A 25,980-nucleotide genomic window follows, 5' to 3' on the forward strand; every position below is an offset into this window, starting at 1 on the left:
ATGTCGGCGCTATGAAATTCGTCTGGTCCCTGCCCAATATTCTCACCTATCTCCGCATCGTCGCCGTGCCGGCGGTGGTCGCCGCCTTCTACCTCGAGGATGACGCCGGGCGCTGGGTGGCCTTCGGCCTGTTCGCCGCGGCGTCGATCACCGATTACTTCGACGGCTATTTGGCCCGCCTGTGGAAGCAGCAATCGACGCTCGGCCGCATGCTGGATCCGATCGCCGACAAGCTCCTGGTGTCGGTCTGCCTGCTGGTGCTCACCTATCACGGCACCATCGGCGGCTTCTCGCTGTGGGCGGCGGTGATCATCCTGATGCGCGAGATCTTCGTGTCCGGCCTCAGGGAATTCCTCGCCGACCTCAAGGTCAGCGTGCCGGTCACCCGGCTTGCCAAGTGGAAGACGACGCTGCAACTCGTTGCCATCGGCATCCTGCTGCTGGGGCCGACCGGCGACAAGCTGATCGACGGCATCACCGAGCTCGGCCTCGTCCTGCTGTGGACGGCGGCGCTGGTGACGCTCTACACCGGCTACGATTATTTCCGTAGCGGCGTCGTCTATCTGATGGAGGAGCGTCATGAGCCGTGAGCCGGTGCTGATCCGCTATTTCGCCTGGGTGCGCGAGCGCGTCGGCCTCGCCGAGGAGCGGCTGGCGCTGCCGGAAACGGTGGTGACGGCCGGCGATCTGGTCGGCTGGCTGGCCGAACGCGGCGACGCCTACGCCTATGCCTTCGAGGCGGGCGACACCATCCGCGTCGCCGTCGACCAGTTGCATATCGAGCAGGACGAGCCGATCGGCCGGCCCCGCGAGATCGCCCTGTTCCCGCCGATGACCGGCGGCTGACCGCCATGGACGCCGGCAGCTCCCGCATCGCCGTCCGGGTCGGGCCCGACGATTTCGACGTCGGCGCCGAGATCGCGGCGTTGCAGGCCGGCGATCCGGCGGTCGGGGCGGTGGCGAGCTTCGTCGGCTATTGCCGCGACGAGGGCGGCCGGCTCGCCGCGCTGGAACTCGAATATTACCCCGGCATGGCCGAGGCGGAGATCGGCCGCGTGGCGCGGGAAGCCGCCGGCCGCTGGCCGCTCCTCGCCATCACCGTCATCCACCGCGCCGGCCGCATCCGGCCGGGCGAGCGCATCGTGCTGGTCGCCGTCTCCTCGAGCCACCGCGCCGCCGCCTTCTCGGCCTGCGACTACGTGATGGACTTCCTCAAGACGCGCGCGCCGTTCTGGAAGAAGGAGCACCTGGCCGCCGGAGACGAAGGCGGCTGGGTGGACGCCAAGCCGGAGGACGAGGCGCGAGCCGGGCGGTGGAAGGGCAAGACAGACTGAGGGAGTGCCGGGTGGCGCATGATATTGGCCTCGCACCCTTTTCGGCCTGAGGTCCTACGCCTGCGCGTAGGATGACAATCTATAGATGTGCCTGGGGCAAATTCCTAGGCCGTAGGTGCAACAGTTCCGATCCCGCAGGTGCAAGATTAAGCAATTTCAATTACTTGATGGACATCGCCGCTGCTTTCCAGGCGAAGTTTTTCAAGCTCGGGAATTTGCTCAGGGTGTCCTATAAATAGGTTATGTATGTGTTTCCTATATATAATTCTGTCATCCTACGCGCAGGCGTAGGACCTCGGGCAGGATGGAGCGAGGGGTTGATATAGGTCGCCCGGGCCTCGCTCCACGCATTCGCCGCCCCGAAAAGTCTCACGCCTTTTCAGTCGGCGCTTCGGGCCCGGCCGCGACGAGCCCGGCCGGGTCGCCGAACTTGCCGGCGCGGTAGTCGGCGAAGGCCTGCTCGATCTCGTCCTCGGTGTTCATGACGAAGGGACCGCGCGCCGCCAGCGGCGCGCCGATCGGCAGGGCATGGCCGAACAGCAGCACCGCGTCGTCGGCGGCGCCGACGATGAAGCTGTCGTCATCGTCGGTCATCTCGACGAGGTTCCACTTGTCGACCGGCGTGCCGGCGACGTCGACCCGGCCGGAGACGACGTAGAGGAACACGTGGCGCGTCCTGTCGACCTGCAGCGCCGTCTTGGCGCCGGCCTTCAGCTCCAGCGTCGACATGAACACGTCGGTGAGCGATTCGATCGGGCCGGTCGCTCCGGCGAATTCGCCGGCGATCAGGTGAAGCGTGCCGTTGCCGGCGGCGACCGACAGGGCGGGGATGTCGGCCTTCTGCACGCCGGTGTAGCGCGGCTCGATCATCTTGAGCGGCGGCGGCAGGTTGACCCAGAGCTGGAGGATTTCCAGCGGCCCGCCGTCGCGCTTGAAGGCTTCCGGCGACAGCTCGGCGTGGACGAGGCCGGAGCCGGCGGTCATCCACTGCACGCCGCCGGCCTCGATGACGCTCTCGTGGCCGCCGCTGTCGAGGTGCGACAGGCTGCCCTCAAGGATGAAGGTCACCGTCTCGAAGCCGCGATGCGGGTGCGGGCCGAACGGCAGGCCGTGATTGTTGGGCGGATAGGTCTGCGGGCCGTGGTGGTTGAGGAACAGGAAGGGGTCGACCTGCTCGAGCTCCGGCCCCGGCAGCGGCCGGCGGGTGACGAGGTCGGCGATGTCGTCGCGCTGGGCGGGATGGACGGCGAGAACGCTACGCATGACAGGGCCTTCCGGGTGGTTACGCAGTTTCGCCTAATATAGGCCGCATTTCCGCCACGGCAACTCGCCGTCGATCGCCCGTCAGGCCGAGCGCGCCGATCCGGCCGGCAGCGCGGAAGCCGCGGCGCCGGCGTTCCGCCGATCCGAGGCGTCGCCGACCACCACCAGCCTGTCCGGTCCGCGCAGGGCGAGCAGCGCGGCGCTGAAGCTGCCGTGCCTGAGGTCCTCGGGGTCGTTGGGATGGACGGCGCCGACGACGATGCGGCCGGCGCCGACGGCATCGGCCAGATCTGACACCTTGCGCGCCGCCGCGCCGGCGGCGGCGTCGATCACCAGGCCCTCCGCCGCGATGCCGGCCGCCTTGAGCCGCTCGATGGCGGTGCCGACGATGCCCTCGGCGGTGGCGGCGTCCTCGAGGTCGGCCTCCTCCTCGTCGACCACCTCGGCCATGCGGACGTGGGCGACCAGCACCGGCCGCCCTTCGGCGCGGGCGAAGGCGGCGGCCCGGTCGAGCACCGCGGCGTCGCTGAGGCTGCCGTCGACGGCGGCGAGCAGCGGCGACACGGCGTTCGCCGCCACCACGCCCGGCCGCGCCAGATGGCGGCGGCGTAGGTAGAAGGTCAGCGGTGCGGCCAGCGCGGCGGCGGCCGCCAGGCCGAAGGCCACCTCGACGCCGAGGAATTCGGCGACCTTCGGCACGGCGTAGGGGGCGATGACGCCGGCGAACCAGCGCAGGAAGTTGTAGCCGGCCGAGGCGACCGGCCGCGGCGCGTCGGAGATTTCCAGCGCCAGCTCGGTGAACAGCGTGTTGCAGATGCCCATCACGGCGCCCGACAGCATGACGCAGGCGGCGACGACGCCCTTGGGCGCGATGCCCATGACGACGAGCAGCACGGCCATCACGGTCAGGCAGACGGTGGTGACCGGGATCAGCCCGAAGCGCGCCTCGACGCGCGGCGCCACGAACACCGAGAAGATGGCCAGGAGCACGCCCCAGCCGAAGAAGATGCCGCCGACCTGCATCGCCGACATGTCGAGCACGAAGGGGGCGAAGGCCAGCACGGTGAAGAAGGCGAAATAGTAGAAGAAGGCGCCGATCGCCACGGTGAGCAGGCCTGGGTGGCCGAGCGCCCTGACCGGGGCGGTGAGGCCGGTCTTGACCGCCGGGCGGGCCAGCGGCGGCAGGAACAGCGCGATGGCGATCAGGCCGACGGCCATCAGCGTCGCCGTGCCGAAGAACGGCCAGCGCCAGGAATAGCTGCCGAGCAGGGCGCCGAGCAGCGGGCCGCCGGACAGGCCGAGGCCCATCGCCGCCTCGTAGAGCAGCACGGCGCGGCCGGTGCCGCCGCGGGTCACCGCCACCAGCACCGACAGGCCGGTGACGACGAAGAAGGCGTTGCCGAGGCCCCAGCCGCCGCGGAACAGCACCAGCTCGGTGACCGAGGTGGAGTTGCCGGCCAGGGCGGCGAAGACGACGATCAGCGCCGCGCCGACCATCATGGTGGAGCGGCTGCCGAGCCGGCTCGACACGAAGCCGGTGACCAGCATCATCACCGATGTCACGAAGAAATAGCTGGTGAACAGCAGCGACACCTCGGCCGGCCCGGCGTCGAGCCCCCTGGCGATCGACGTCAGGATGGGGTCGACGAGGCCGATCGACATGAAGCCGACGGTGCAGGCGAAGATGGTCGCCCATACGGCCTTCGGCTGGTCGAAGAAGGCTGGGGCCGGCGCGGCCGACGCGGTAGTGTGGGACATGGAAGACTCCTGCCGCCGCTCTTTGGAGGGGTGTGCGGCGGTTTCGTGTATGATACACAGATATCGGTGTACGATACACCTAAGTAGAGGAAAAAAAGTCATGGCAGACCTGCCGCAGGATGCGATCTCGCGCATCGAGCCCGAACTGGCGTTTCTGGTCCGGCGGCTGGAAATGAACTATCGCAAGCGCGGCTACCCGATGGAGCGCGCCCACTACCTGCTGCTCGGCCGGCTGGAACGGGGCGAGAGGAGCACCGGCGAGATCGCCGAGGAGCTCGGCCTCGACCATTCGACGGTGGTGCGGCAGGTGGCGGCGGTCGAGGAACTGGGCTTCGCCGAGCGCCGGCCCAACCCGCGGGACCGGCGGTCGGTGCTGGTCCACCTGTTGCCGGCCGGCGCGGCGTCGATCGCCGCCATGCGCAAGGCGCGGCAGACGCGGCTCGGCCGTTTCCTCGCCGGCTGGAGCGAGGACGAGCGCGAGCAGTTCGCCGGCCTGCTCGCGCGGTTCAACGTGGCGCTGCTGGAGGCCGACCGGGCGGAGCATATCGCGGTGTGAGAAAGGTCTCGGCAGAAGGCGCGAAGATCGCTATGAGGCGGAGCGCCGGCATCCCTCGAACGCAGTCCGATCGATGCGCGGCGAAAAGTGAGAACGACATGCAAGACATGACGCGGTCCGGTGCGAAGAAAGTCGCCTTGAGAATCCTGCCGCTGCTTTGCCTTGGCTACGTGGCGGCCTATCTCGATCGCATCAACGTCAGCTTTGCCGCCCTTCAACTGAACGAGGACCTCAATCTGTCGCCGGCCGCCTATGGCCTGGGGGCGGGGCTGTTCTTCGTCGGCTACGTGGTGTTCGAGGTGCCGAGCAACCTCATCCTGCGGCGCGTCGGCGCGAAGCTGTGGATATCCAGGATCATGATCAGTTGGGGCGTCATCTCCGCCCTGACGGCGCTCGTCCAGAGCGAGGCGACGTTCTACCTCTGCCGCTTTCTGCTGGGCGTCGCGGAGGCGGGCTTCCTGCCCGGCGCCATCCTCTACGTGAACCAGTGGCTTCCGCCGAAGGATCGCGCCCGGGCGCTGTCCGTGCTCGCCGCCTCGACCGCCCTGGCCGGGCTGATCGGCAGCCCGTTGTCGATGTCGCTGCTCGGTCTGGACGGCATGGGGGGATTGCGCGGCTGGCAATGGCTGTTCGTCCTCGAGGGTATACCGGCGGTCGTCCTCGGCGTGCTGGTCCTCTTTGCCTTGCCGGACACGCCCATGGCCGCGAAATGGCTGACGGACGGGGAGAAATCGGCTCTTCAAAACGCGCTGGACCGGGAGGCCGGGCATCTGGAACGTCATCGGTTTCATCTGCTCGGGCGCAGCCTGTTCCGGAAGATCGGCCTTTTGGGGATCGTCTATTTCTGCATGGTGCTGGGCATGTACGGCATGGCCTTCTGGATGCCGCAGATCCTGCAGAACACCCTCGACGGCACGAGCCTGTCGCTGCTCGGGTGGTACAACGCCATACCGTTCCTCGCCGCGGTGGTGGGCATGCTGGCGATCGGCTGGAGCTCCGACCGTTTCGGCGAGCGCAAGCTGCATGTGATCGGCGCGCTCGTCCTGGCGTCCGTCGGCTGCGTGCTCGCCGGCAAGGCAACCGGTCTCGCCGGATGCCTCGTCGCGTTGTCCCTGGCGTCGATCGGCCTCTGGTCGGTCATCGGGCCGTTCTGGGCGTTCACGACCGCCCGCATGGGCGGCCTGGCCGCGGCCGTCGGCGTGGCGCTGATCAACTCGATCGGCAATACCGGCGGCTTTTTCGGGCCGTATGTCATGGGATGGCTGAAGGGCGCGACCGCCGACTATCGTGTCGGACTTAACGTGCTGGCGCTCGTTCTCGTCTTCGGCGCTGGTTCGATGGGGCTCGTGCGCGCCGATAGATCGGCGGAGACGATCGCGGACTGAGGGGGATCAGCGCGTCGGCCAGCGGTCGAGCACGGCGGCGATGCGCCCTTCGAAGCGCGTCACCCGCTCGGGTGCCGGCTTTTCGGCCGAATGGAGCGACAGCATGTCGAAGCGGACGCGCCGGGCGCAGGCGCCGAGGATGGCGATGCGGAGGATGCGCCGCACCGGCTGCCACAGCACCAGCGTGTCGATCCACCAGGGCGAGCCGAGCGTGGTCACCGCCAGTACGCGGCGGAGCCTGAGGCGCGGCTTGATCGGCCCGAAATTGCTGGCGTGGTCGAAGGCGATGCCGGGCGACCAGACGCGGTCGAACCAGCCCTTCATGATGGCCGGAAAGCCGTACCACCAGGTGGGAAACACCAGCACCAGCGCCTCGGCCGCGACGAGCCGCGCCGCTTCGCCGGCGACGGAGGAGGCGTCGAAGGCGGCGGCGTAGTAGCTGCGGCGCTCGGCCTCGGTCAGCGCGGCATCGAAGCCTTCGCCGTAGAGATCTTCGACCGTCACCTGATGGCCGGCTGCTTCGAGCCGCTCGATGGCAAAGCGGGCCAGCGACCGGCAGAGACTGTCCGGCAGCGGATGAGCGACGACGACAAGGCATTTCATGGACGGGACTCGGAGCAGGAAGGGTGCGCCAGCTTGGCACGTCCAGCCTGGAGCGCCTACCCGATTCCCGAGATCGGTCCGACCCTTACGCGGGAAGGCGGCGGGGCCGCCGCCGAGCCGCGCCGACGCCTCGCGCTGGCTGAGCTTCAGCTTGCGGCGGATGCGGTCGGGCTGTGGCATCAAGTCATTGAAATGGCATGATCTCGCACACGCGAGACCGGAAATATCGCGCCAGCGTGCCCGGGAATTTGCCTCGGGCTCCAGTGTGCCGAGCTATCCCTTTGTTCCCCATATATAAAGCTGTCATCCTCGCGCAGGCGAGGACCTCAGGCAGAACAAAGCTCGACGCAGATATAGCGCTCCAGCAACGCAAGGCGCCTGACACACCCCTCATCGCCTTCTCGTCCTGAGGTCCTCGCCTTCGCGAGGATGACAATCTATGGAAGCGATGCGCTCGGCGATGACGGCGCGACAGGGACTGCGCCCGAGCGCCCGGGAATTTGCCCCGGTTAGATGACAATATATATATTTGATTTATAATAGAAATACACTGTTTTGACCCTTGCCAGATCGGCATATCATCAAGGTGGGATGACTGTTCCCTGGTGAAACAGCATTTGCCACCGACCATCGACCAGCTTCCAGCTCGAGCTGCGGAGCGTGGTTTTTTCCGTTCCCCCGCCGGGATGGCGGCGGATGCTGCGGTAGGTCACGAGAATGGTGTCGAGAGCGAGGGAACGAACGGCGAAATCGTGCACTTCCGTCGGAGGCATGGCGTCCGTCATGAGCTCGCCAGCTTCTAGCTCTCATTCAGCTTTCATCATTTTCGCCCGCATTGACCAGCCGGAACAGCGCGTTCAAGTTCGGCTCAAATGGAGGAAGTTGGGGCCAAGTTGTCAAACCGTCGTTTGAGAAGCGAGGGAAGAAATGAAAATGCAGGTGGTCAATAGACTGCTCTGCTGCCTTGCCATTTGCGCTGAGCAGGTTAAAGCCGGTTGCTCCAAGCCTATCACTATAACGGTTGAAAAGTTTCTGTGCCGCTTTGAATAATTCAGAGCCTAATTCAGGTGGGGCATCTCGTATATCTTTGTAATGTTTCTTGCTGGCGATTAAGGTATGGCCATATAAATCCGGCTTTTCAGGGAAAAAGCAGATAAAATTTTCAGACTCATCGACTATATAAGCTCGGGATCGCTTGCTGGCGATCCTGCAAAAGATGCAATCTTGGCTCAAACTCAGGCTCCCTTGCCGCTGCAAGCGATGGCCAATTTCCGAAGTATATTGCCAAACTGCCGGATGAGGCGATGGGTTCGCGTCCGATAGCCTTTGCCTACTTCCCCCACCGTCCGCGCTTCTTCCCAGCCACCGTCCCCGCCGCCGTGCTGGGCGGCGGACGCTTGGGCGGTTCGCTGCCCATCGGTACTTCGGTGCGGCCGACGGTCATCTCGTCGAGGCTGTTCTTGCGGATGCGGGAGGGCGGGGTGTTGGCGGAGCGGCCGTATTTCCGCCCACCCGCGAAGCCGCCACCGGCGGCGTCGACGTCGCTCTGGCGGGCCATCGGGTCCTCGGCGATGGTCAGTTCGGCCGCCTGAAGGCGCTTCAGCTCGTCGCGCAGTCGCGCCGCTTCCTCGAATTCCAGATCGGCGGCGGCCTTGCGCATCCGCTGCTCGAGGTCGGCCATGTAGGCCTTGAGGTTGTGGCCGATCATCTCGCCTTCCTCGGCGAGGCCGGTGTCGACGCGGACGTGATCCTGCTCGTAGACCGAGTTCAGCACGTCGCCGATCGACCGCTTGACGCTCTCCGGCGTGATGCCGTGCTCGGTATTGTAGGCCATCTGCTTGTCGCGGCGGCGGCTGGTCTCGGCCATCGCCCGCTCCATCGAGCCGGTGACCTGGTCGGCGTAGAGGATGACCTTGCCGTCGACGTTGCGGGCGGCGCGGCCGATGGTCTGGACCAGCGACGTCTCCGAGCGCAGGAAGCCTTCCTTGTCGGCGTCGAGAATGGCGACCAGCGCGCATTCGGGAATGTCGAGGCCCTCGCGCAACAGGTTGATGCCGACCAGCACGTCGAAGGCGCCGAGGCGCAGGTCGCGCAGGATCTCGATGCGCTCCAGCGTGTCGATGTCGCTGTGCATGTAGCGGACCTTGATGCCCTGCTCGTGCAGGTATTCGGTGAGGTCCTCGGCCATGCGCTTGGTCAGCACGGTGACCAGCGTGCGGTAGCCGGCGTTGGCCACCTGCCGCACCTCGCCGAGCAGGTCGTCGACCTGGGTGCGGGCCGGCCGGATCTCCACCGGCGGGTCGATCAGGCCGGTGGGGCGGATCACCTGCTCGGCGAACACGCCGCCCGACTGATCGAGCTCCCAGCCGCCGGGGGTGGCCGAGACGCAGACGGTCTGCGGCCGCATGGCGTCCCATTCCTCGAAGCGCAGCGGGCGGTTGTCCATGCAGGAGGGCAGGCGGAAGCCGTATTCGGCCAGCGTCGCCTTGCGGCGGAAGTCGCCGCGATACATGGCGCCGATCTGCGGCACGGTGACGTGGCTCTCGTCGATGAACACCAGCGCGTCGTCGGGCAGGTATTCGAACAGGGTCGGCGGCGGCTCGCCGGGGGCGCGGCCGGTCAGGTAGCGCGAGTAGTTCTCGATGCCGGCGCAGGAGCCGGTGGCCTCCATCATCTCCATGTCGAAGGTGCAGCGCTGTTCGAGGCGCTGCGCCTCCAGCAGGCGGCCGTGGGCGTTGAGCTCCTCCAGGCGGGCGCGCAGCTCGGTCTTGATCGACTTGATGGCCTGGGCCAGCGTCGGCTTGGGCGTCACGTAGTGCGAGTTGGCGTAGATCTTGACGAACTTCATGTCGGCCGACTTGTGGCCGGTCAGCGGGTCGAACTCGGTGATCGCCTCCACCTCGTCGCCGAACAGCGAGATGCGCCAGGCGCGGTCCTCCAAGTGGGCCGGGAACACCTCGATGGTGTCGCCGCGCACCCGGAAGGTGCCGCGGGCGAAGGCGACGTCGGCGCGCTTGTATTGCAGGGCGACGAGGTCGGCCAGCAGTTGCCGCTGGTCGATGCGGTCGCCGACCTCCAGGCCGAAGGTCATCGCCGTATAGGTCTCGACCGAGCCGATGCCGTAGATGCAGGACACCGAGGCGACGATGATCACGTCGTCGCGTTCGAGCAGGGCGCGCGTCGCCGAGTGGCGCATGCGGTCGATCTGCTCGTTGATGGTCGATTCCTTCTCGATATAGGTGTCGGTGCGCGGAACGTAGGCTTCCGGCTGGTAGTAGTCGTAGTAGGAGACGAAATACTCGACGGCGTTCTCGGGGAAGAAGCTCTTGAACTCGGAATAGAGCTGGGCGGCCAGCGTCTTGTTGGGGGCGAGGATCAGCGCCGGCCGGCCGGTGCGGGCGATCACCTGCGCCATGGTGTAGGTCTTGCCCGAGCCGGTGACGCCCAGCAGCACCTGCGTCTTCTCCTGCTCGGAAATGCCGTCGACCAGGACGGCGATGGCGGTCGGCTGGTCGCCCTTCGGCTCGTAGGCCGAGGAGAGGTTGAAGGCGATGCCGCCTTCCGACTTGGGCGGCCGCTCCGGCCGGTGCGGTACCCAGGGCTGGCCGTCGCGGAAGATGTCGCGGCCCTTCTGGATCAGCTCTTCCAGCGCCTTCACCGTGGCGGTGACGCCGCCCTGCGGCAGCGCCTCGGCCTCCTCCATCGACACCTGCATGCCGGCCACGGGATTGAGGCCGCCGGCGGCGCGCACCTTCGGGTCGGTGGAGCCGCCCAGCGAGCCGCCGCGCGACGACTTGCGCGACGTCAGCTCGGCCTTGGCCTTGCGCTTGCCCGGCTTGACGAAGGTCTCCTCGACGATGCGCGAATCCGAGGGGGGCGACGGCTTGGCCGCCTCTTCCGAGACGTCCTTCAGCCAGTCCGAGAAGGAGCCGTTGAGCGGCACCGCCTCGAACGGCGCCTGCGGCATCTCGGAAAATCCGGGCGCCGGATCGGTGTCGGGGGTGGGAGCGGGCTTGCGGGGTGCCATGCGCGGACTCGTCGAACTCTTGAGCGAACGGATAGCTTATCACACCGACTGCGGTCAGAGCGTGGCAGCAGGGCGACAGGGAGGACGCCCTGTCGCCGATCCATCGTCAATCGTTGCGGCAGACGCCGTTCACCCACTTGCAGGGCGCGCCGGGCTTGCCGACGGCGCCGCCATATTTCGGCTTCGTCTCGGTTGCCGGCGGCGTCACTGGTTGCTGGCCGGACGTGGCGACCGACGAACCGGAATTGGCGGCGGGCGGCGTCGTGGCCGGTGGCGTCGTCGTGGTCGCGGCGGGCGGCGTGGTGGCGGCCGTGCTCGGCTGCGTCACGCTGGCCGGCGGCGCGGCCGGCGCGGTTGTCGGCGGCGTGCTGGCGACCACCGGCGGCGCGGCCGGCGGCACCGCTTGCGGCTGCGGCTTGGTCCGATAACCGCCGGCGTCGGGCTGCGGGAGTTCGGGCATCGACGGTCCCGTCACCGTTGGCGGCGGAGCGGCAACCCGGGGCGCCGCCTGCGGCCTGGCCCGATAGACGCCGACGTCCGGCTGGGGCAGCTCCGGCATCGGCGGTCCCACCACCACCGGCGGCCGGTAGACGTAGGCCGGCGGCGGCTCGATGTAGACGCCGCCGGGATAGACTTCCTGCGGCCCCCAGTCCGGCTCGCGATAGACGGGCGGCGGCTCGTGGTAGACCGGCGGCGGATTGGCATAGACGGGCGGCTCGCGGTAGATCGGCGGCGGCGACAGCACCGGCGGCCGCATGATCCGCGCCTCGGGAGACCAGTTGCGGACGGTGCCGAGATAGCGCGAGGCCAGCCAGCCCCGCGTATTGCCGTAGCCGACGTCGCACCAGCTATCGTCGTTGAGACAGCCGTAGATCTCCACCGGCGCGCCGGGCGGCAGCACCATGATGGCGTAATACTGCGCACCGGGACCGGTGCGCAGGTTGACGGCGGCCAGCACTTCGGCCGGCGCTGCCAGCGCGCCGGCCGGGGAGGAAATCAGGCCGGCCAGGCAAAGCGGCGCGGCCAGATGTCGCATCCTCATCGCGATTTATCCTCCGTCATGCGATACCTCCATGGAGGTCAATTCCTGCAAGCAGGCGCGTTGGGCGGGCAGTCCGGCCGACCCGGCCGATTATCGGGACGCCGGTCGCGATTGCCGTCCGGCCGCGGACGATCCCGGTCACGGCCCGCATCTTGACCCGGACGGCCCGGACCGCGGTCCCAATCCGGCCGCGGGCGATCCGGGCCACGACCTACGTCCGGCCCCGGACGGCCCGGGCCACGATCCCAGTCCGGCCGCGGACGATCCGGGCCGCGACCGAAATCCGGACCCGGGCGGCCGGGACCACGATCCCAATCCGGACCCGGACGGCCCGGACCGCGATCCCAGTCGGGACCCGGCCGGCCGGGGCGCGGACGATCACGATACCACGGCCGATGGGCGTAGTGGTTGTCCCAATAGCCGTAATTGAAGGTCAGGAACGGCACCGAGACATAGGGCCGCGGCCGATAGGTCGGGCCACTGTAGAAGGTGGAAATATAGCGCGACGATATCCAGCCGCGTTCGCGGCCGTAGGAGACGTCGCACCAGCTATAGCCCTGAAGGCAGCCGTAGAGCTCGACCGGCGCACCGGCCGGCAGCACCAGTATCGGATAATACTGGGTGCCCGGGCCGGTCCGAAGGTTGACGTTGGCCGTGACCTGGGCGGGCGCGGCGGAAGCCGTCGCCGGAGCAGCCACGGTCGCAGCGGCGGTGAGCGCGGCAATCGATAGCAAGGATTTCAACATTTGGCTTTCACTCCTTTGTCGGCCAGGCCGACGGCATTCCTATGGCCATGCTTATCGCATCGTTCCTTTGAGCCAGGTCTGAACCTGCCGTTCATAGGCCGTTCATCTACGACTCAACGCTTGCCCCGAACTTGGGTTGCAGATGCGGCGCCGTTACGGCGGGCCACGAATTTTCTTGCCGCCCGATGGCCCGTGTTCTAGCTCTCCGCCATGAACTATCGCCACGCCTTCCATGCCGGAAACTTCGCCGACGTGCTGAAGCACGCGGTGCTCGCCCGCATCCTCGCCTATCTCGGCCGCAAGGACGCCGGCTACCGCGTCATCGACAGCCATGCCGGCATCGGCCTCTACGACCTTGCCGCCGACGAGGCGCTGAGGACCGGCGAGTGGCGGGGCGGCGTCGGCCGCGTCCGGGCGGCGCGCCCGTCGCCGGCGCTCGGCGACTGGCTCGCCCCGTGGCTGTCGGCGCTCCGCGCCGTCAACGGCGGCGACGATCTTCTCGTCTATCCCGGCTCGCCGGCCATCGCCACGGCGCTCGGCCGCTTGCAGGACCGCTATCATTTCAACGAGCTGCATCCGCAGGACGCGGCGACGCTCACCGCGCTTTATGCCGGCGACCGTCGCGTGCGCGTCGGCTCGGAGGACGGCTACGTCACCGTCCGCGCCCAGTTGCCGCCGCGCGAGCGACGCGGCCTCGTCATCGTCGATCCGCCGTTCGAGGAAGCCGGCGAGTTCGACCGCCTGACGCGCGCCGTCCATGACGCCCGCAAGCGCTTCGCCACCGGCTGCCTGATGATCTGGTATCCGATCAAGGACGTGGCGGCCGTCGACGCCTTCCTGGCCGGCGCGGCCGGGGCGGGCTATCCGCGCCTGATCGCCATCGAGCAGTGGGTGCGCCAGCCGGGCGGCGACGGGCCGCTGGCCGGCGCCGGCGTGCTGGTCGCCAACCCGCCGTTCACGCTGGCCGACGAGACCGAGGCCATCCTGCCGGAACTGACCCGCCTGCTCGCCGAGGATGACGGCGCCGGCGGCCGCGTCTTGAGGCTGGCCGAGGACGGCTGATCGCTCGATGAGCCCGGTGTTGCCTTTCAAGGGGCCACAAAGCCGTAAAGGCGGCCGGCCACGTCGCGATAGTGCGCTGCCTTCTCCCGATAGGCGGCTACCTGACGCGGCCGTGGCGTGAAAGCCTTTCCCTCGCGGACGAAAGCCGCGGCCGCCTCGGCATGGGAGCCGAAGGCACTGACGCCGACGCCCGCGCCCATGGCGGCGCCGGCGCAACTGGCCTCGCCGGGAACGGCGATCACCTCGCGGTCGAAGATATCGGCCTTCATCTGCAGCCAGCGGTCCGACCGCGCGCCGCCGCCGACGGCATGGATGCGGCCGATCTCGGTGCCGATCGAGGCTTGCAGGTCGAGGTTCCAGCCCATTTCCAGCGTGATGCCCTCGATGGCGGCCTTGGCGAATTCCTCATAGGTGGTTGCGGCGTCGATGCCGACCACGGCGCCGCGCGCCCGGGCGTCGAGCCAGGGGGTGCCGGTGCCGATGAAATGGGGAAACATCAGCAGGCCGGTCGGCTCCTCGGGCAGATCGGCGAGGATCAGCTCGTAGGGGTCGACGCCCTTGGCGGCTGCCAGATCGAGGATGTGGCGGCTCGCCACGTCGCGGAACCACTTCAGCGCCACGCCGCCGGCGATGTAGGAGAGGGTGAGCTTGAGCGGCGTCACGGTATGGCGCTCGGTCGGGAAATTGCAGCCGAGCGCCGCCGGTGTCAGCACGGCGTCGCGGACGGGAATGGAGACGCATTCGAAGGTGCCGGTGCCGTCGACGGCGATGCCCTCGGCAACGCCGCCGGCCCCGAGCGAGCAGCAGCCCTGATCATGACCGCCGGTCACCCATTCCACGCCATGCGGCAGGCCGAGCTCGTCGCAGGCCCCGGGCGCGGCGCGGCCGACCGGCGTGCCGGAGGCGACCGGCGTTGCCAATTGGGCCTTGGTGATGCCGGCGAAGGCGAGATGGTCGTCGATCCAGGCGCAGCTTTGAAGATCGAGCGCCATGGTGCGCGAGGCGAGCGAGGCGCTGATGAACGAGCCGACGCCGAGCCGCGTCAGGATGTAATCCTCGACGCAGAGGAAGCGGTCGGCGCCGTCGAAGATGTCCGGCCGGTTGGCCCGGAGCCAGGCGATCTTCGGCAGCGTGTACATCGAATGGACGGGCAGGCCGGTGCGGCGGAAGATCTCCGCCTTGCCGAAACGGTCGGCGAAAGCGGCGGCCTCGTCGACGGCGATCGGCGCCGTGTTGAGGACGAAGGGACCGATGGCGCGGCCGGCCCGATCTACGAGCACGAAGCTCTCGCCGTGGCTGGAGATGGCGGCGGCCCGGATCTCGGCCGTCGGCGCGGCCGCCCGCAGGCGATGGATGACATCCGACAAGGCGCGCCACAGCGTTTCGGCAGGCAGGCCGTCGCCGGATTTGGCGGCACTATATTCGAGGGATGCGCCGGCGAGCCTGTCGCCGTCGAACGCGTAGAGCGTCGCCTTGAGGGCCGTCGAGCCGACGTCGATGCCGAGTAGCGCCACGATGGACCTCGCCTTTATGGAGAAAGGAAGCGACGCCGACCTTGCGGAGGCCGGCGCCGGTCGTTGTCAGCCGATCTCGACGACGTCGTAGCCGAGGTAGCGGACGAAGGCCTCGTCGAGGGCGGTCTTCAGGTGGCCGACGCCGATGGTGGTGTGGTGGCGGAAGCCGCCCTGACCCAGGCGGATCAGCTTCTTCTGCAAGCCGGGAATGGCGCAGACGCCGCCGCAGCCGAAGAATTCCTTCTCGATCGGGTCGGTGGTGAACTCGCCCTCGGTGACGTAGACGGTCAGCTTGCCGTCCTCGGTCTTGCAGTTGGACAGCGTGGTCGGGAAGGCGGCGATCCGGCCTTCGTTGCTGCCCCAGCCGCAGCCCGGCTGGCTCTTGGCGAACATCTTGTGGTCGGTCACCTCGCCCTTCTCGGTCATCAGCGACTGGGCCACCGGGCCGCAATGGAACAGGATCACCTTGTCGGGATCGTCGCCGTAGTTGTTATTCCAGTCGAGGCAGGCGGCCGGCCTGCCGCTGGCCAGTTGCAGCGCCCGCATGGTGACGGCGCTGCAAATGTCGATCTCGCAGCTCGACACCACGCCGCGGTCGTTGAGCTCGCTGAGCAGCACGCAAGGGGCGATGCCGAGCTCGGCCTGCATCTCCGTCCAGCAGCGGATGGCGACGGTGTCCAGGCGGTATTCGTCGATATAGTCGTCGAAGGCGACGCCGACCTTGGCCAGCGTCAGCATCTTGTCGGCCGGCACCTTGCAGCAGTTGGTGTAGCCGGCGAGCCGGTCGCGCTTGTCGGTGACGCGGGCGGCGGTGTCCGACATGCCGGCGACGCGCCGGAACAGGTCGGACAGGTCGAAGGTCTCGACGGTGATGCCGGCCTTTTGCAGGGCGATCTCGTCGAAGCGGACGGTCTTGAAGGCGGTAGTGCGGGCGCCGATGCAGCCGATCGAGAAGCGCCGCATGCCCTTGACCACCCGGCAGGTGGCGGCGAAGTCGTCGAGGTTGCGCCGGAAGGCCGGCGTCAGCGGGTGCACGACATGCGGCTCCAGCATGGTGAAGGGCAGGCCGTACTGGTGGAACACGTCGGCGATGGAGAACTTGCCGCAGTAGGAATCGCGGCGGTGCTCGAAGTCCATCTTGCCGATCTCGTCGGGATAGGCCTGCAAAAGGATCGGCACGCCGCAGTCCTGCAAGGCGGCGATGGCGCCGTTCTCGTCGGAGAAATTCGGCATCGACAGGATGACGCCGTCATAGCGGCCGCGGTTGGCGGCCAGCCACTCGGCATAGGCGCGTCCCTCTTCGCGCGTCTCGACGGCGCCGTAGCGGGTCATCTCGGCCGGCGGCATCAGGAAGCCGTAGCCGGCATCCCCGACCGCTTTGGCGACTTCCTCGCGGGCGCCGGCGATCAGGCTCGCCGGGAAGAAGCCGCGATTGCCGAAATAGAGCGCGAATGTGGTCCGCTCCGGGCTACCAGCTTGCGTCATTGTTTCCCTCCCTTGTAGCGATCAGCTGCCGTAGGCGGTGGCCGTGGTGGTGAGCGCGAGATCGTCGGCGAGCGGACGGTGGGGTTTGAGGCCCTTCCTGCCGATGGCCGCGTGGTAGGATTTCACGGCGTCGTCGGCCTTGAGGTCGCCGTCGCCGACGCGCCTCAGATGTTCGATGAAGATGAGCTGGTCTTCGGCGGCGATGATCTTGCGGCCGAACAGGGCGACGCGGGCGCCGTGCTTCTTGGCGTTCTCGATCAGGAAGAAGGCGTCGTGGGTGGTGCCGGCCGAACCGCCGAGCACGCCGACGATGATCGACGGATCGTAATGGCAGAGTTCGGCGACGGCCCGGCCGCCCATGTAGGGCAGCTTCAGGAACAGCGGCCGGGCCGTTTTCGGCACACCGGCCAGCAGGCGGACGATGTGGTCGTTGACGAAGCCGGGAATGGCCTCCGGCGCGAGGCCATGCACTTCGGGCGGCACGTTGGGCAGGAACACCTCGAGGAAGTGGTCGAAGCCCTTTTCCTCGGCCTCGTTGCGGAAGGCGTTGTAGCGTTCGAGCGTCAGGAGGTCGGCGTCGGGGATGTTGTTGAAGGTCACCGAGTAGAGGCCGAGGTTGGCGCCACGCGTGCGTTCCCTGGGCGAGGGGTTCAGCTTGCCGGCCTGGATGTGATCGATGGTGGCGGTGCGGAAGGGCGCCGACGGTGCCGCCACGTAACGTCCGCCAAGCACCACGTGGAGATCGGTGGTGTCGTTGGCACGCACGGCCGGCAGCACCGGCGAGCCGTCGAAGATGCGCTCCTCGATGGTCAGCTTGGCCGAGGTGCTCGCCGACATCAGCATGATGTCGATCAACTCCGCCTTGACGATGTCGCGGATGTCCTGGCGGAGGTCGTCGATCGACCGGAGCCTGCCATCCGCCGCCCGGCCGGCCGAGGCGACGCCACGGGCCATGTCCGGGTCCTTGGCATCGGCCAGGATGAAGCAATCGGCGGATGGGTCCGCCTGGAGGATGACCAGCTTTTCGTCGAACGTCTTTTTCACTCTACTCTCCGATGGATCGGTGTTGGCTTGCCTGGCAACGTAGAAATCGGGCCCGGTAAACAAGAATTACGAATTCATGAAATATCGCCCCATGCATCAACTGCGGCCGAGGACGAAAGCAGGGCGTACCCATTCCATCGCAGGGAACAGGTTTCGGCCGATTGGGCATGTGCATATCTGCCGTCCGAACCTCCCATCGCCGGATCGCAGATTCCGTTCCTTTCGCCCCGGTTATCCGGTTTTATCGGCTGTTTGATTTGGCTATAGTCCCATCCGAGAGCCGAATACAGAGGGCGGATTGGCTATGAGTATGTCAAATCTTGCTGGAACGGCGGATGCGGCGGACAGGAAGGCCGATCGGCTCGTCCATCGCCTTGCCTTCATGAATAACTTTGCCGATGGCCTGGAAGATCCGGAGGTTGCTCCGTTATTACCCGGATATACTTTTGGCCAAAGGCTGATGTCCGGCCTGACGCCGATCGAGCGCGACGGGCTTCTGGATTTTGCCATCGAACGGCCGGCCGGCCTCGACGGCTGGACGCTGCTCACCACGGTGCGCGGCCGCGGATTGCTGCTGGATCGGCCGGGCGAGGTCGAGTTGCAGGAGGGCGACGTTCTGCTGATCCCGCCGAGGGCGGAGCACCGGTATCGCCGGCACGACGCTTCGTCGTCATGGTGGCATCGCTGGGTGTATTTCCAGCCGCGCCAGACCTGGTTGCCCTGGCTGTCCTGGCGCGGCGGCGGTCCCAAGGCGACGCTGCTGCGCGGCCAGGACGACGACTTCCGTCGCGAGCTCGACCGCATCTTTTCCGAGATCGACGCCTGGTCGATCAACACCGATGCTTTCGCCATGGAGATGTCGTTCAATCTCCTGGAGCGCGCCATCCTGATCTGCAGCCGCTACAACGAAAAGCCGGTCGCCGATTACGATCCGCGGCTGGCCGGCGTCTGCTCCTATATCGCCGAGAACATCGACCAGCCGCTCAGCCTCGAGACCATCGCCGGCCACGCGCGGCTGTCGGTGTCGCGCCTGTCGCATCTGTTCCAGGACCGTTACGGCTGCAGCATCATGAGCTGGCGCGACGACCTCCGGATGCAGCTCGCCTGCCGCATCCTCAAGATGACCGATGCGCCGGTCAAGCAGGTGGCGATCCAGGTCGGCTATGCCAACCCGCTGCATTTCTCCAAGATGTTCCGCAAACGCATGGGGTTGAGCCCCAGCGGGTACCGAATGGAACAGGCGTGAGCGAAGCCCCCTTCCGCCCATCCAGCGACCGGGCCGAAAATTCAGGTCGACAAGCGATTGTCGCGGCTTATCCTGCGATGAGGCTGTTTCGGCCTGATTTGCCGATGCCCTCGTCTTGATGTCCGGGGACCGATCCATGCGCCTTGCTGCCACCTTGCTTGCGCTCTCAAGTTCGACCGTGATGGCCGCCGCCGGGGAGCTTCCCGCCTGCGACGATGCCTCGGTTCTCGCCACCCTCACCAGCCGCCAGGCCTGGGCCGAGGCGCATACCTGGAAGGACGGCGTCACCATCGCCGCCGTCGACCGGATCGGCGAAGCCCGGCTGGATGTCGGCGGCTTCAGCGCCATCGACCGTCGTCATTGCGCCGCCCGCGCCGGGCTCACCGCCGCCCTGCCGACGACGCTCTACTACGTGGTGTCGGCGGAAGGCTTCGCCGGCTACGGCTGGAACGTCGAATTCTGCCTGTCGGGCCACGATCCCTACCGGGTCTACGGCGCCGACTGCCAGGTCCTGAAGTGACGGGCCGCCTCGCCCGGCTGCTCCTCGTCCTGTTCGTCTGGCCGGCTGCCGCGCTGGCCGGCGACGCGGCGGGGCGCTTCGACTTCTACCTGCTGTCGCTCACCTGGTCGCCGAGCTATTGCGAGGCGGAGGGCGGGGCGCGCGGCGATGCCCAATGCCGGACCGGCCGCCGCTACGGCTTCCTGGTGCACGGCCTCTGGCCGCAATACGAACGCGGCTTTCCCGAGGATTGCCCGACGCGCCTGACGCCGAGCGAAACCGATGTCCGCGCGCTTGCCGACCTGATGCCGGCGCGTGGCCTCGTCCGCCACGAATGGCGGCGGCACGGCGCCTGCTCCGGTCTTGCGCCCGCCGACTATCTCCGGACGATCCGGGCGGCGCGCGAGGCGGTCCGCATCCCCACCGCCTTTCAGCGGCTCGACAAGTATGTCATGGTCTCTCCCGCCGAGGTGGAGGCGGCCTTCGTCGCCGCCAATCCCGGGCTCAGGCCGGGCGGCGTCGCCGTCACCTGCGACGGGCGGCGTCTCAGGGAGGTGCGCATCTGCCTGACGCGCGGTCTCGGCTTTCGCGCCTGCGAGGAGGTCGACAGGCGCGGCTGCCGCGCCGACAGGGTGGTGCTGCCGCCGGTGAGGTGAGGCGGAGACGATCGGGGGAGAGATGGCGCGGCGGTCGGTTCTGACATTCACGATGGCGGCGCTCGCCTTGGCCATGGCGGGCGATGCCTCGGCGCAGGTCGCCAAGCGGTTCGGCGGCTTCTCCGTCGCCTGCGACGACAGCCGGCACTGCGCGGCCAGCGTGCAGGCGGTCAATCCGGACAAGGCCAGCGTCTTCGTGCTGCAGCGGTCGCCGGAAAGCCGGGCGCGCTGGACGGTGTCGATCTCGACGCTGGGCGTGCTGGCCGACCGCGACCGGCCGGTGGCGCTGTCGGTCGACAACGGCGTCGACATCACGCTCAGGCCGGTGTCGGACTACGCGCCCTTCGTCAACCCCTCCGACTACTACCTGGTGTCGCAGACGGCGCTCGACCGGCTGATGCTGCAGGTGCAGCGCGGCCACATGCTGCGCTTCTCGTTCATCGACATCGCCGGCGCGCCGCATTCCGACCGCTTCCCGCTCGACGGCCTGGCGCCGGCCCTCAACGAGATCGACATGCAGCAGGGCCGCATTCCCGGCGACCGGCGGGCCGGGCCGCCGGTCGGCCTGCCGGAAGCGGCGGAGGTCGACGTCGCCGCCCATCTGGCCTCGGCCGGCGTGCCGCCGCGTCTTCTCGAACTGCATCTCGCCTCGGCCGCCTGCGAGGCGCCGGACGCTGCCGGCCTCGCCGACGCCAGGCCGGTGATCGCGCCGCTCAGCGAGACGGCGACGCTCTACGCCATTCCCTGCTTCCGCAACGCCTCGGGCCTTGCCTCCCGGCTCTATGCGATCGACAGCGGCGAGATCGGCGGCATGTCGCCGCTGTTGTTCGCCGGCTTCTCCGACCGGCTCGGCTGGTACGGCGTCGACGTGCTGTTCGACGTCGCCTATGACGCGGCCAGCCGCCGCCTGGAGGCCGCCGGCGCCGACGACCACGGCTGCGCCTTCCGGGGCGACTGGACCTTCACCGACACCGCCTTCCGCCTCGACCATCTGTCGGCGGCCACCAGTTGCGGCGCCACCGCCGCCGGCTGGAAGGACGTTTACCCGGCGCGTTGACCTTTCTCGAAAGTTCCGCACCTTTTCGGGCTGCCTGAAGACGAAAAAAGCCCCGGAAGCCGAAGCTGCCGGGGCCTTTCTTGTGACCTGACCTCTGAAGATCAGAACTTGTAGGCGACGCCGAGCTTGACGGCGTTGCCGCTGAGGTCGCCCTCGCCGCCGGCCGAGCCGTAGTCACGGTCGTTGGTGCCGGTGTAGAGGTACTCGGCGCGGGCCGTGATGTTGTTGGTCAGGGCGGCTTCGACGCCGGCGCCGACCTGGTAGCCGACGTGGGTACGCGTGTTGTTGCGCCCGTCGTTCTTCATCTCGCCCTGGCCGACCAGGCCGCCGACGGTGCCGTAGACCAGGATATTGTCGAAGGCATAGCCGGCGCGGCCGCGGACGGCGCCCGTCCAGGTGGCCAGCGGGTCGGCGCCGCCGTAGGCGATCTCGCCTTCACCGCCGACGACGATGTTGTTCTGGATCTGGTAGTTGTAGCCGGCGAACACGCCGCCGATCACGGCGTCGTGGTCCTTGTTGCGGGACGCGGCCTTGTTGGCCCAGCTGTAGCCGACGTCGGCGCCGACATAGGCGCCGGTCCAGTCGAAGGCGGTCGAGACCGGAGCGACATAGGGGGCGGCCGGGATCGGCTCGTTGAGATCGGCGGCGAAGACCGGGGCCGACAGGAGAAGGGCCGAACCGGCGACGGCGCCAAGAAGCAGCTTGCTCATTCTTTCACTCCTTACACATCCGGTGCGATGGCGTCGTTTGGAAACGCCCCGCACTCCTTTGCATCTGGCCGTAAGCAATCGCTGCCCGGCTGTTCGATGAAGGGAAGATGATGACCAAATGAGGCGGTGTCCATGCGAGAATTTGACGAAATCGGGGCAAGACGACGGCACATTTTGGCTGATGTATTGATGCAACAGTATGGTTACTGATCTGAAACGGCGCGGCAATCGAAATTTAATACAAATGAATATTATCACAATTGCGCGACTGAAGGTCACATTCGATTAACCATAAAATACGGCAATTATGATCGCCGGCGCCGGGGGACGATGGACGGCAACCCGAATCGCAGCGGCGCGAGTCGTCGCGCCGGCCGCCGCGGCTTTCCTGGCCGGCCGATTTGTGGCAGACCGGAGGCCACCGGATCGTCGGCCCCCGTGCGTGAGGCCGGACCGGACGGGGAGATCGTCATGCCATTTTCGGATATCGGTTCGCTCGTGCTCGTCGGAGCCGGCAAGATGGGCGGCGCCATGCTGCACGGCTGGCTCAAGAAGGGAATGAACCCCAAGACGGTGGCGATCGTCGATCCGCATATCGGCTCGGAAGCCTTCTCGATGCTGATCGAATATTCGGTCACCCATTACAAGGACGCCGCCGACATCGGCGCGCCGGCCGACGTGGTGGTGCTGGCCGTCAAGCCGCAGCAGATGGGCGAGGCCCTGCCGGCGCTGCGGCGGGTGGTCGGGCCGACGACGCTGGTGGTGTCGATCGCCGCCGGCACCACGCTCGCCAACCTGTCGGCGGCGCTCGGCGACGGGCCGATCATCCGCGTCATGCCGAACACGCCGGCCCAGGTGGGGCAGGGCATGGCGGTGGCCGTCGGCAACGCCGCCGTCACCGAGGCGCACCGGCGCATCGTCACGAGCCTGCTCAACGCCGTCGGCAAGTCGGCCTGGATCAATGACGAGGGGCTGATCGACGTGGTCACCGCGCTGTCGGGCGGCGGGCCGGCCTATGTGTTCCTGCTGGTCGAGGCGCTGGCCGCCGCCGGCGAGAAGGCGGGCCTTCAGCCCGACCTGGCCATGCTGCTCGCCCGCCAGACCATCGTCGGCGCCGGGGCGCTGCTCGGCAGCGTGCCGACCGACGCGGCGACGCTCCGCAAGAACGTCACCTCGCCGGGCGGCACCACCGCCGCGGCGCTCGGCGTCCTGATGGGCGGGCAGGGCTGGCAGGGGCTGATCGACGAGGCGATCGCCGCCGCCACCCGCCGCTCGCGCGAACTGGCGGGCTGAGGCATGGGCGACACCATCGGCTACGACGACTTCCTGAAAGTCGACATCCGCGTCGGCCGCATCGTGGCGGCCGAGGTGTTCAAGGAGGCGCGGCGGCCGGCCTACAAGCTCCGCATCGACTTCGGGCCGGAGATCGGCGAGCGGCGGTCGTCGGCGCAGATCACCGAGAACTACCAGGTGGACGAACTGGTGGGGCGGCTGGTGCTCGGCGTCGTCAACTTCCCGTCCAAGCAGATCGGCCCGATGCGCTCGGAGGTGCTGACCCTCGGCGTGCCCGACGCCGCCGGCCACGTGGTGCTGGTGGCGCCGGACAAGGACGCGGTGATCGGCGGCCGGCTTTACTGATGCGCGGATATGCACCACCGGCTTGCGACTGAGAGGACTCCGTACCCTGGCTAGAGCAATTCCAGCAAAGCTGGTCTCGATTTGCGTCCGGAATTGCCTCTTAACAAGGAACCAGAGCTTTTCCGGTGAACCTGATTCCACCGAAAAAGCTTTAGGCGACGAAACGTGACATGACCAGGGTATCCCGTGGCGGCAGGGAGTAAGGGCAGATAATTTCCAGCGGCACAACGATCTGCTGGGAATGCAGGTTGCCCTCCAGAACGCTTTCAAGGCAGTCGACCGCCTGCCGCAGAACGCTCCCCAGGTCTTGCGTCAGCAAGAAGTCGATAGCGCCGGCACGGATTTGCCGCTCGGTTGCCGGGTTGTATTCGTGCGCAATGAAGATCGTCTTGCCGATGCGCCCTCGTTCACGCAGGGCCTTGGCCACGCCTTCGTTGCCGCCGGCCGTGTTGTAGAGGCCATCGATGTCGGGGTGCTCTTCGAGCAGCGCCGAAATTGCCCGGTAAGCCGCCTGGTCGTTGTCGCCGTTCATCACCACGTCGACAACGCTGAACCAGGGAAAGCGTTGTCGGATGGTGGTCCGGAAGCCCATTTCCCGCTCTTCGTGACATCGATAGTAGACTGTGTCGACCATGAAGGCGACCTGCGCCGCGCTCTCCGGCGGAAAGCCACGTCCCATCAGGAATCCCGCCGTCTGCCCGGCGACCCGGTTATCGATGCCGACATAGGCGTGGCGCGCGATGAAATCTAGATCGGACTGGACGGCGACGATCGCCGCTCCACCCGCCCTCAGCGTCATGGTTGCGTTGGCGATTGGTGGCGCGTTCTTGGCAATGACGATCAAGCCGTCGGCCCCCGCTTGCCCAAGGATCGTTTCGGCTACCTGCTCGTTCGATACCGATACGCAGGGAATGACTGCGAGCGCAACGCCGCGCCGCTCGAATTCCGGCGCCAAGGCGGCACATTGGTCCACAATGGATTGGGCAAAGGCGTCGCCGGCTTGAACGACACAGACAAAGTTTCGTCCCCTCGACGAGCCTGCCCGGTGTTTGGCCTCCGAACTCAGCGTCAGATCCTGGATCGCCGCGTTGATGAGCGCCTGCGTCTTGGCCTGAACCCCGGAACGCCCGTTGAGCGCCCGATCGATCGTTGCTCGACTCAGGCCTGTAAGCCGCATGATGTCCTTGAGGGGAGGCCTCGAACGTTTCATCTGGGACGGTGCCTTTGCCGCATATGTCTGCCGGTGATGCAGTCATCCTGGCCAATGAGCTCATAAAGGTCAAACTATTATAATCTGATATGGAGTATTGCTCATTGCTTGAGGCATTTAAATCGAAAAAGCCGGTGCTTTCTCGGGATGAAAATTTCGCCTCAGATCGTGTGCAATTGCCTCACATGAGTTGACTGCGTGGCCCGGCGGCCGTTCCATATGTCTCATCAGTGGCGTTGTGGCCGGACCGAGAGGAAATGGCGGAGCCGCTGAGGCGATGGCGGGAGATGGGAGGAGACCTTCTCTTGCCGCGTCGGTCGGTCTGGCGACCTTGCATCGGTAGTGCCACGGCCCGCATTCGGGCGGTTGTCGGTCGATCTCGGGAGGGACGGCAGTCCTGCGAAAATTGATGGCGAGGGTTCCGTGCTGGCCGAGACTTGTCTCGACCGACGATGGCGCTCGCTTTCGCCAAACTGCATGGGAGGAGAGGAGTCCATGAGCGTTGGTCACGAAGACTACGTTCTCGAGATGCGGTCGATTACCAAGGCGTTTCCTGGCGTGCTCGCGCTCGACAAGGTGAGCCTCCGGGTGCGGCCTGCCAGCGTGCACGTGCTGGTCGGCGAGAACGGCGCCGGCAAGTCGACGCTGATGAAGGTGATCAGCGGCGAATACACCGTCGATGCCGGCGAACTTTATTTCGACGGCGTCCGGATCGAGGGCCAGGACACCAAGGCGGCGCTCGATCTCGGCATCGCCATGATCCACCAGGAACTGAGCCCGGTGCTCGACATGACGATCGCCGAGAACATCTTCCTCGGCCGCGAGCCGGTGCTTGCCGGCGCGCCGCGCCTGTCCGTGCTCGGCGACGTCGTCACCTTCGTCGACTACGGCAGGATGTACGCCGACACCCAGGCGCTGCTCGATCAGTTGGGGCTCAGGTATTCGCCGCGCCTGAAGATGCGCGAGCTGTCGATCGCCGGCATGCAGCTGATCGAGATCGCCAAGGCCATCTCGCGTCAGGCCAAGCTGGTGATCATGGACGAGCCGACCTCGGCGATCAGCGACACCGAGGTGGAGATGCTGTTCCGCCAGATCGCCGACCTCAAGGCCGAGGGCGTCGCCGTCATCTACATCACCCACAAGAT

The 25,980-nt window shown here is 67.1% G+C and carries 26 protein-coding genes; 13 read left to right on the plus strand and 13 right to left on the minus strand.

The features are described from left to right. The first annotated feature begins 11 nt into the window (after nt 1-11). From pgsA to CJ014_RS22025, 3 genes are read left to right on the plus strand one after another with little or no spacing between them, the layout of a single operon-like run. Nucleotides 12-590, plus strand: coding sequence for a CDP-diacylglycerol--glycerol-3-phosphate 3-phosphatidyltransferase (pgsA, locus tag CJ014_RS22015; protein WP_100082657.1), 579 nt, complete (start codon nt 12-14; stop codon nt 588-590). Then, nucleotides 580-846 carry a molybdopterin converting factor subunit 1 gene (gene moaD / locus CJ014_RS22020; protein WP_425351951.1) on the plus strand — a complete coding sequence of 89 codons (267 nt, stop codon included), beginning with the start codon at nt 580-582 and terminating at the stop codon, nt 844-846. The genes pgsA and moaD overlap by 11 nt, the downstream gene beginning before the upstream one ends. 5 nt (nt 847-851) lie before the next feature. Next, nucleotides 852-1,334: a molybdenum cofactor biosynthesis protein MoaE gene (locus CJ014_RS22025; protein ID WP_100082658.1), complete on the plus strand. Its 483-nt coding sequence runs from the start codon at nt 852-854 to the stop codon at nt 1,332-1,334. 369 nt (nt 1,335-1,703) lie between these two features. Here the strand turns inward: CJ014_RS22025 and CJ014_RS22030 are convergent, their stop codons facing one another. Further along, a complete protein-coding gene (locus CJ014_RS22030; RefSeq protein ID WP_100082659.1) occupies nt 1,704-2,597 on the minus strand; it encodes a pirin family protein in 894 nt (297 codons plus the stop codon). Nucleotides 2,598-2,678: 81 nt separating this feature from the next. After that, nucleotides 2,679-4,355 carry an MFS transporter gene (locus tag CJ014_RS22035; RefSeq protein WP_100082660.1) on the minus strand — a complete coding sequence of 559 codons (1,677 nt, stop codon included), beginning with the start codon at nt 4,353-4,355 and terminating at the stop codon, nt 2,679-2,681. Nucleotides 4,356-4,455: 100 nt separating this feature from the next. Between CJ014_RS22035 and CJ014_RS22040 the strand changes: the two genes are divergently transcribed. Further along, nucleotides 4,456-4,911 (plus strand): MarR family winged helix-turn-helix transcriptional regulator, encoded by a 456-nt coding sequence (locus CJ014_RS22040; protein ID WP_207765837.1) that lies wholly within the window; start codon nt 4,456-4,458, stop codon nt 4,909-4,911. Between the two features lie 107 nt (nt 4,912-5,018). Then, entirely contained in the window at nt 5,019-6,296 is a 1,278-nt protein-coding gene (locus tag CJ014_RS22045) for an MFS transporter (protein ID WP_207765838.1), read from the plus strand. A gap of 6 nt (nt 6,297-6,302) precedes the next feature. Here the strand turns inward: CJ014_RS22045 and CJ014_RS22050 are convergent, their stop codons facing one another. From CJ014_RS22050 to CJ014_RS22075, 6 genes are all read right to left on the minus strand, one after another. Continuing rightward, a complete protein-coding gene (locus CJ014_RS22050; RefSeq protein ID WP_100082663.1) occupies nt 6,303-6,899 on the minus strand; it encodes an NAD(P)H-dependent oxidoreductase in 597 nt (198 codons plus the stop codon). 581 nt (nt 6,900-7,480) lie between these two features. Continuing rightward, a complete protein-coding gene (locus CJ014_RS22055) occupies nt 7,481-7,684 on the minus strand; it encodes a hypothetical protein (RefSeq protein ID WP_100082664.1) in 204 nt (67 codons plus the stop codon). A gap of 25 nt (nt 7,685-7,709) precedes the next feature. After that, nucleotides 7,710-8,132, minus strand: coding sequence for an HIT family protein (locus CJ014_RS22060; RefSeq protein WP_165790944.1), 423 nt, complete (start codon nt 8,130-8,132; stop codon nt 7,710-7,712). Between the two features lie 97 nt (nt 8,133-8,229). After that, a complete protein-coding gene (gene uvrB / locus CJ014_RS22065) occupies nt 8,230-10,926 on the minus strand; it encodes an excinuclease ABC subunit UvrB (RefSeq protein ID WP_100082666.1) in 2,697 nt (898 codons plus the stop codon). Nucleotides 10,927-11,032: 106 nt separating this feature from the next. Next, complete coding sequence (locus CJ014_RS27920) at nt 11,033-11,968, minus strand: SH3 domain-containing protein (protein ID WP_100082667.1); 936 nt, start codon at nt 11,966-11,968, stop codon at nt 11,033-11,035. A gap of 38 nt (nt 11,969-12,006) precedes the next feature. Further along, the gene (locus CJ014_RS22075; protein WP_245427542.1) at nt 12,007-12,714 is read right to left on the minus strand and encodes an SH3 domain-containing protein; all 708 of its coding nucleotides are present in this window, start codon (nt 12,712-12,714) and stop codon (nt 12,007-12,009) included. Between the two features lie 210 nt (nt 12,715-12,924). On the opposite strand from CJ014_RS22075, the gene CJ014_RS22080 reads away from it, so the two are divergent. Beyond that, a complete protein-coding gene (locus tag CJ014_RS22080) occupies nt 12,925-13,776 on the plus strand; it encodes a 23S rRNA (adenine(2030)-N(6))-methyltransferase RlmJ (RefSeq protein ID WP_100082668.1) in 852 nt (283 codons plus the stop codon). Between the two features lie 26 nt (nt 13,777-13,802). Here the strand turns inward: CJ014_RS22080 and CJ014_RS22085 are convergent, their stop codons facing one another. The 3 genes from CJ014_RS22085 to CJ014_RS22095 all read right to left on the minus strand — a co-directional run bounded on the left by CJ014_RS22085 (nt 13,803) and on the right by CJ014_RS22095 (nt 17,819). Next, a complete protein-coding gene (locus CJ014_RS22085; protein WP_100082669.1) occupies nt 13,803-15,290 on the minus strand; it encodes an FGGY-family carbohydrate kinase in 1,488 nt (495 codons plus the stop codon). A 66-nt stretch (nt 15,291-15,356) separates the two neighbouring features. Continuing rightward, entirely contained in the window at nt 15,357-16,775 is a 1,419-nt protein-coding gene (locus CJ014_RS22090) for an L-fucose/L-arabinose isomerase family protein (protein WP_100082670.1), read from the minus strand. 21 nt (nt 16,776-16,796) lie between these two features. Continuing rightward, nucleotides 16,797-17,819, minus strand: a complete 1,023-nt coding sequence (locus CJ014_RS22095; RefSeq protein WP_100082671.1) for a hypothetical protein — start codon at nt 17,817-17,819, stop codon at nt 16,797-16,799. Nucleotides 17,820-18,201: 382 nt separating this feature from the next. Here CJ014_RS22095 and araC point away from each other — a divergent pair, with 382 nt between their 5' ends. The 4 genes from araC to CJ014_RS22115 all read left to right on the plus strand — a co-directional run bounded on the left by araC (nt 18,202) and on the right by CJ014_RS22115 (nt 21,277). Next, nucleotides 18,202-19,065, plus strand: coding sequence for an arabinose operon transcriptional regulator AraC (araC, locus tag CJ014_RS22100; protein ID WP_280952355.1), 864 nt, complete (start codon nt 18,202-18,204; stop codon nt 19,063-19,065). Nucleotides 19,066-19,201: 136 nt separating this feature from the next. Next, the gene (locus CJ014_RS22105) at nt 19,202-19,585 is read left to right on the plus strand and encodes a hypothetical protein (RefSeq protein WP_133121906.1); all 384 of its coding nucleotides are present in this window, start codon (nt 19,202-19,204) and stop codon (nt 19,583-19,585) included. After that, nucleotides 19,582-20,220 (plus strand): ribonuclease T2 family protein, encoded by a 639-nt coding sequence (locus CJ014_RS22110; RefSeq protein WP_100082674.1) that lies wholly within the window; start codon nt 19,582-19,584, stop codon nt 20,218-20,220. Before CJ014_RS22105 ends, CJ014_RS22110 begins: the two co-directional genes overlap by 4 nt. Before the next feature lie 22 nt (nt 20,221-20,242). Continuing rightward, the gene (locus CJ014_RS22115; protein WP_100082675.1) at nt 20,243-21,277 is read left to right on the plus strand and encodes a DUF1176 domain-containing protein; all 1,035 of its coding nucleotides are present in this window, start codon (nt 20,243-20,245) and stop codon (nt 21,275-21,277) included. 101 nt (nt 21,278-21,378) lie between these two features. Here the strand turns inward: CJ014_RS22115 and CJ014_RS22120 are convergent, their stop codons facing one another. Continuing rightward, nucleotides 21,379-21,987 carry an outer membrane protein gene (locus CJ014_RS22120; protein WP_100082676.1) on the minus strand — a complete coding sequence of 203 codons (609 nt, stop codon included), beginning with the start codon at nt 21,985-21,987 and terminating at the stop codon, nt 21,379-21,381. 471 nt (nt 21,988-22,458) lie between these two features. On the opposite strand from CJ014_RS22120, the gene proC reads away from it, so the two are divergent. Both proC and CJ014_RS22130 read left to right on the plus strand, forming a co-directional pair. Next, nucleotides 22,459-23,280 (plus strand): pyrroline-5-carboxylate reductase, encoded by an 822-nt coding sequence (proC, locus tag CJ014_RS22125; RefSeq protein ID WP_100082677.1) that lies wholly within the window; start codon nt 22,459-22,461, stop codon nt 23,278-23,280. 3 nt (nt 23,281-23,283) lie between these two features. Further along, on the plus strand, nt 23,284-23,625 hold the full coding sequence (locus CJ014_RS22130; RefSeq protein ID WP_100082678.1) for a tRNA-binding protein: 342 nt from the start codon (nt 23,284-23,286) through the stop codon (nt 23,623-23,625). A 151-nt stretch (nt 23,626-23,776) separates the two neighbouring features. Here the strand turns inward: CJ014_RS22130 and CJ014_RS22135 are convergent, their stop codons facing one another. Further along, entirely contained in the window at nt 23,777-24,802 is a 1,026-nt protein-coding gene (locus CJ014_RS22135) for a substrate-binding domain-containing protein (protein ID WP_165790946.1), read from the minus strand. 528 nt (nt 24,803-25,330) lie between these two features. Between CJ014_RS22135 and CJ014_RS22140 the strand changes: the two genes are divergently transcribed. Further along, on the plus strand, nt 25,331-25,980 hold a 650-nt coding region (locus tag CJ014_RS22140), incomplete at its 3' end, for an ATP-binding cassette domain-containing protein (RefSeq protein WP_133121907.1).

The sequence above is a fragment of the Pleomorphomonas carboxyditropha genome (genome assembly GCF_002770725.1).
In the GTDB taxonomy this organism is placed as follows: Bacteria; Pseudomonadota; Alphaproteobacteria; order Rhizobiales; family Pleomorphomonadaceae; genus Pleomorphomonas; species Pleomorphomonas carboxyditropha.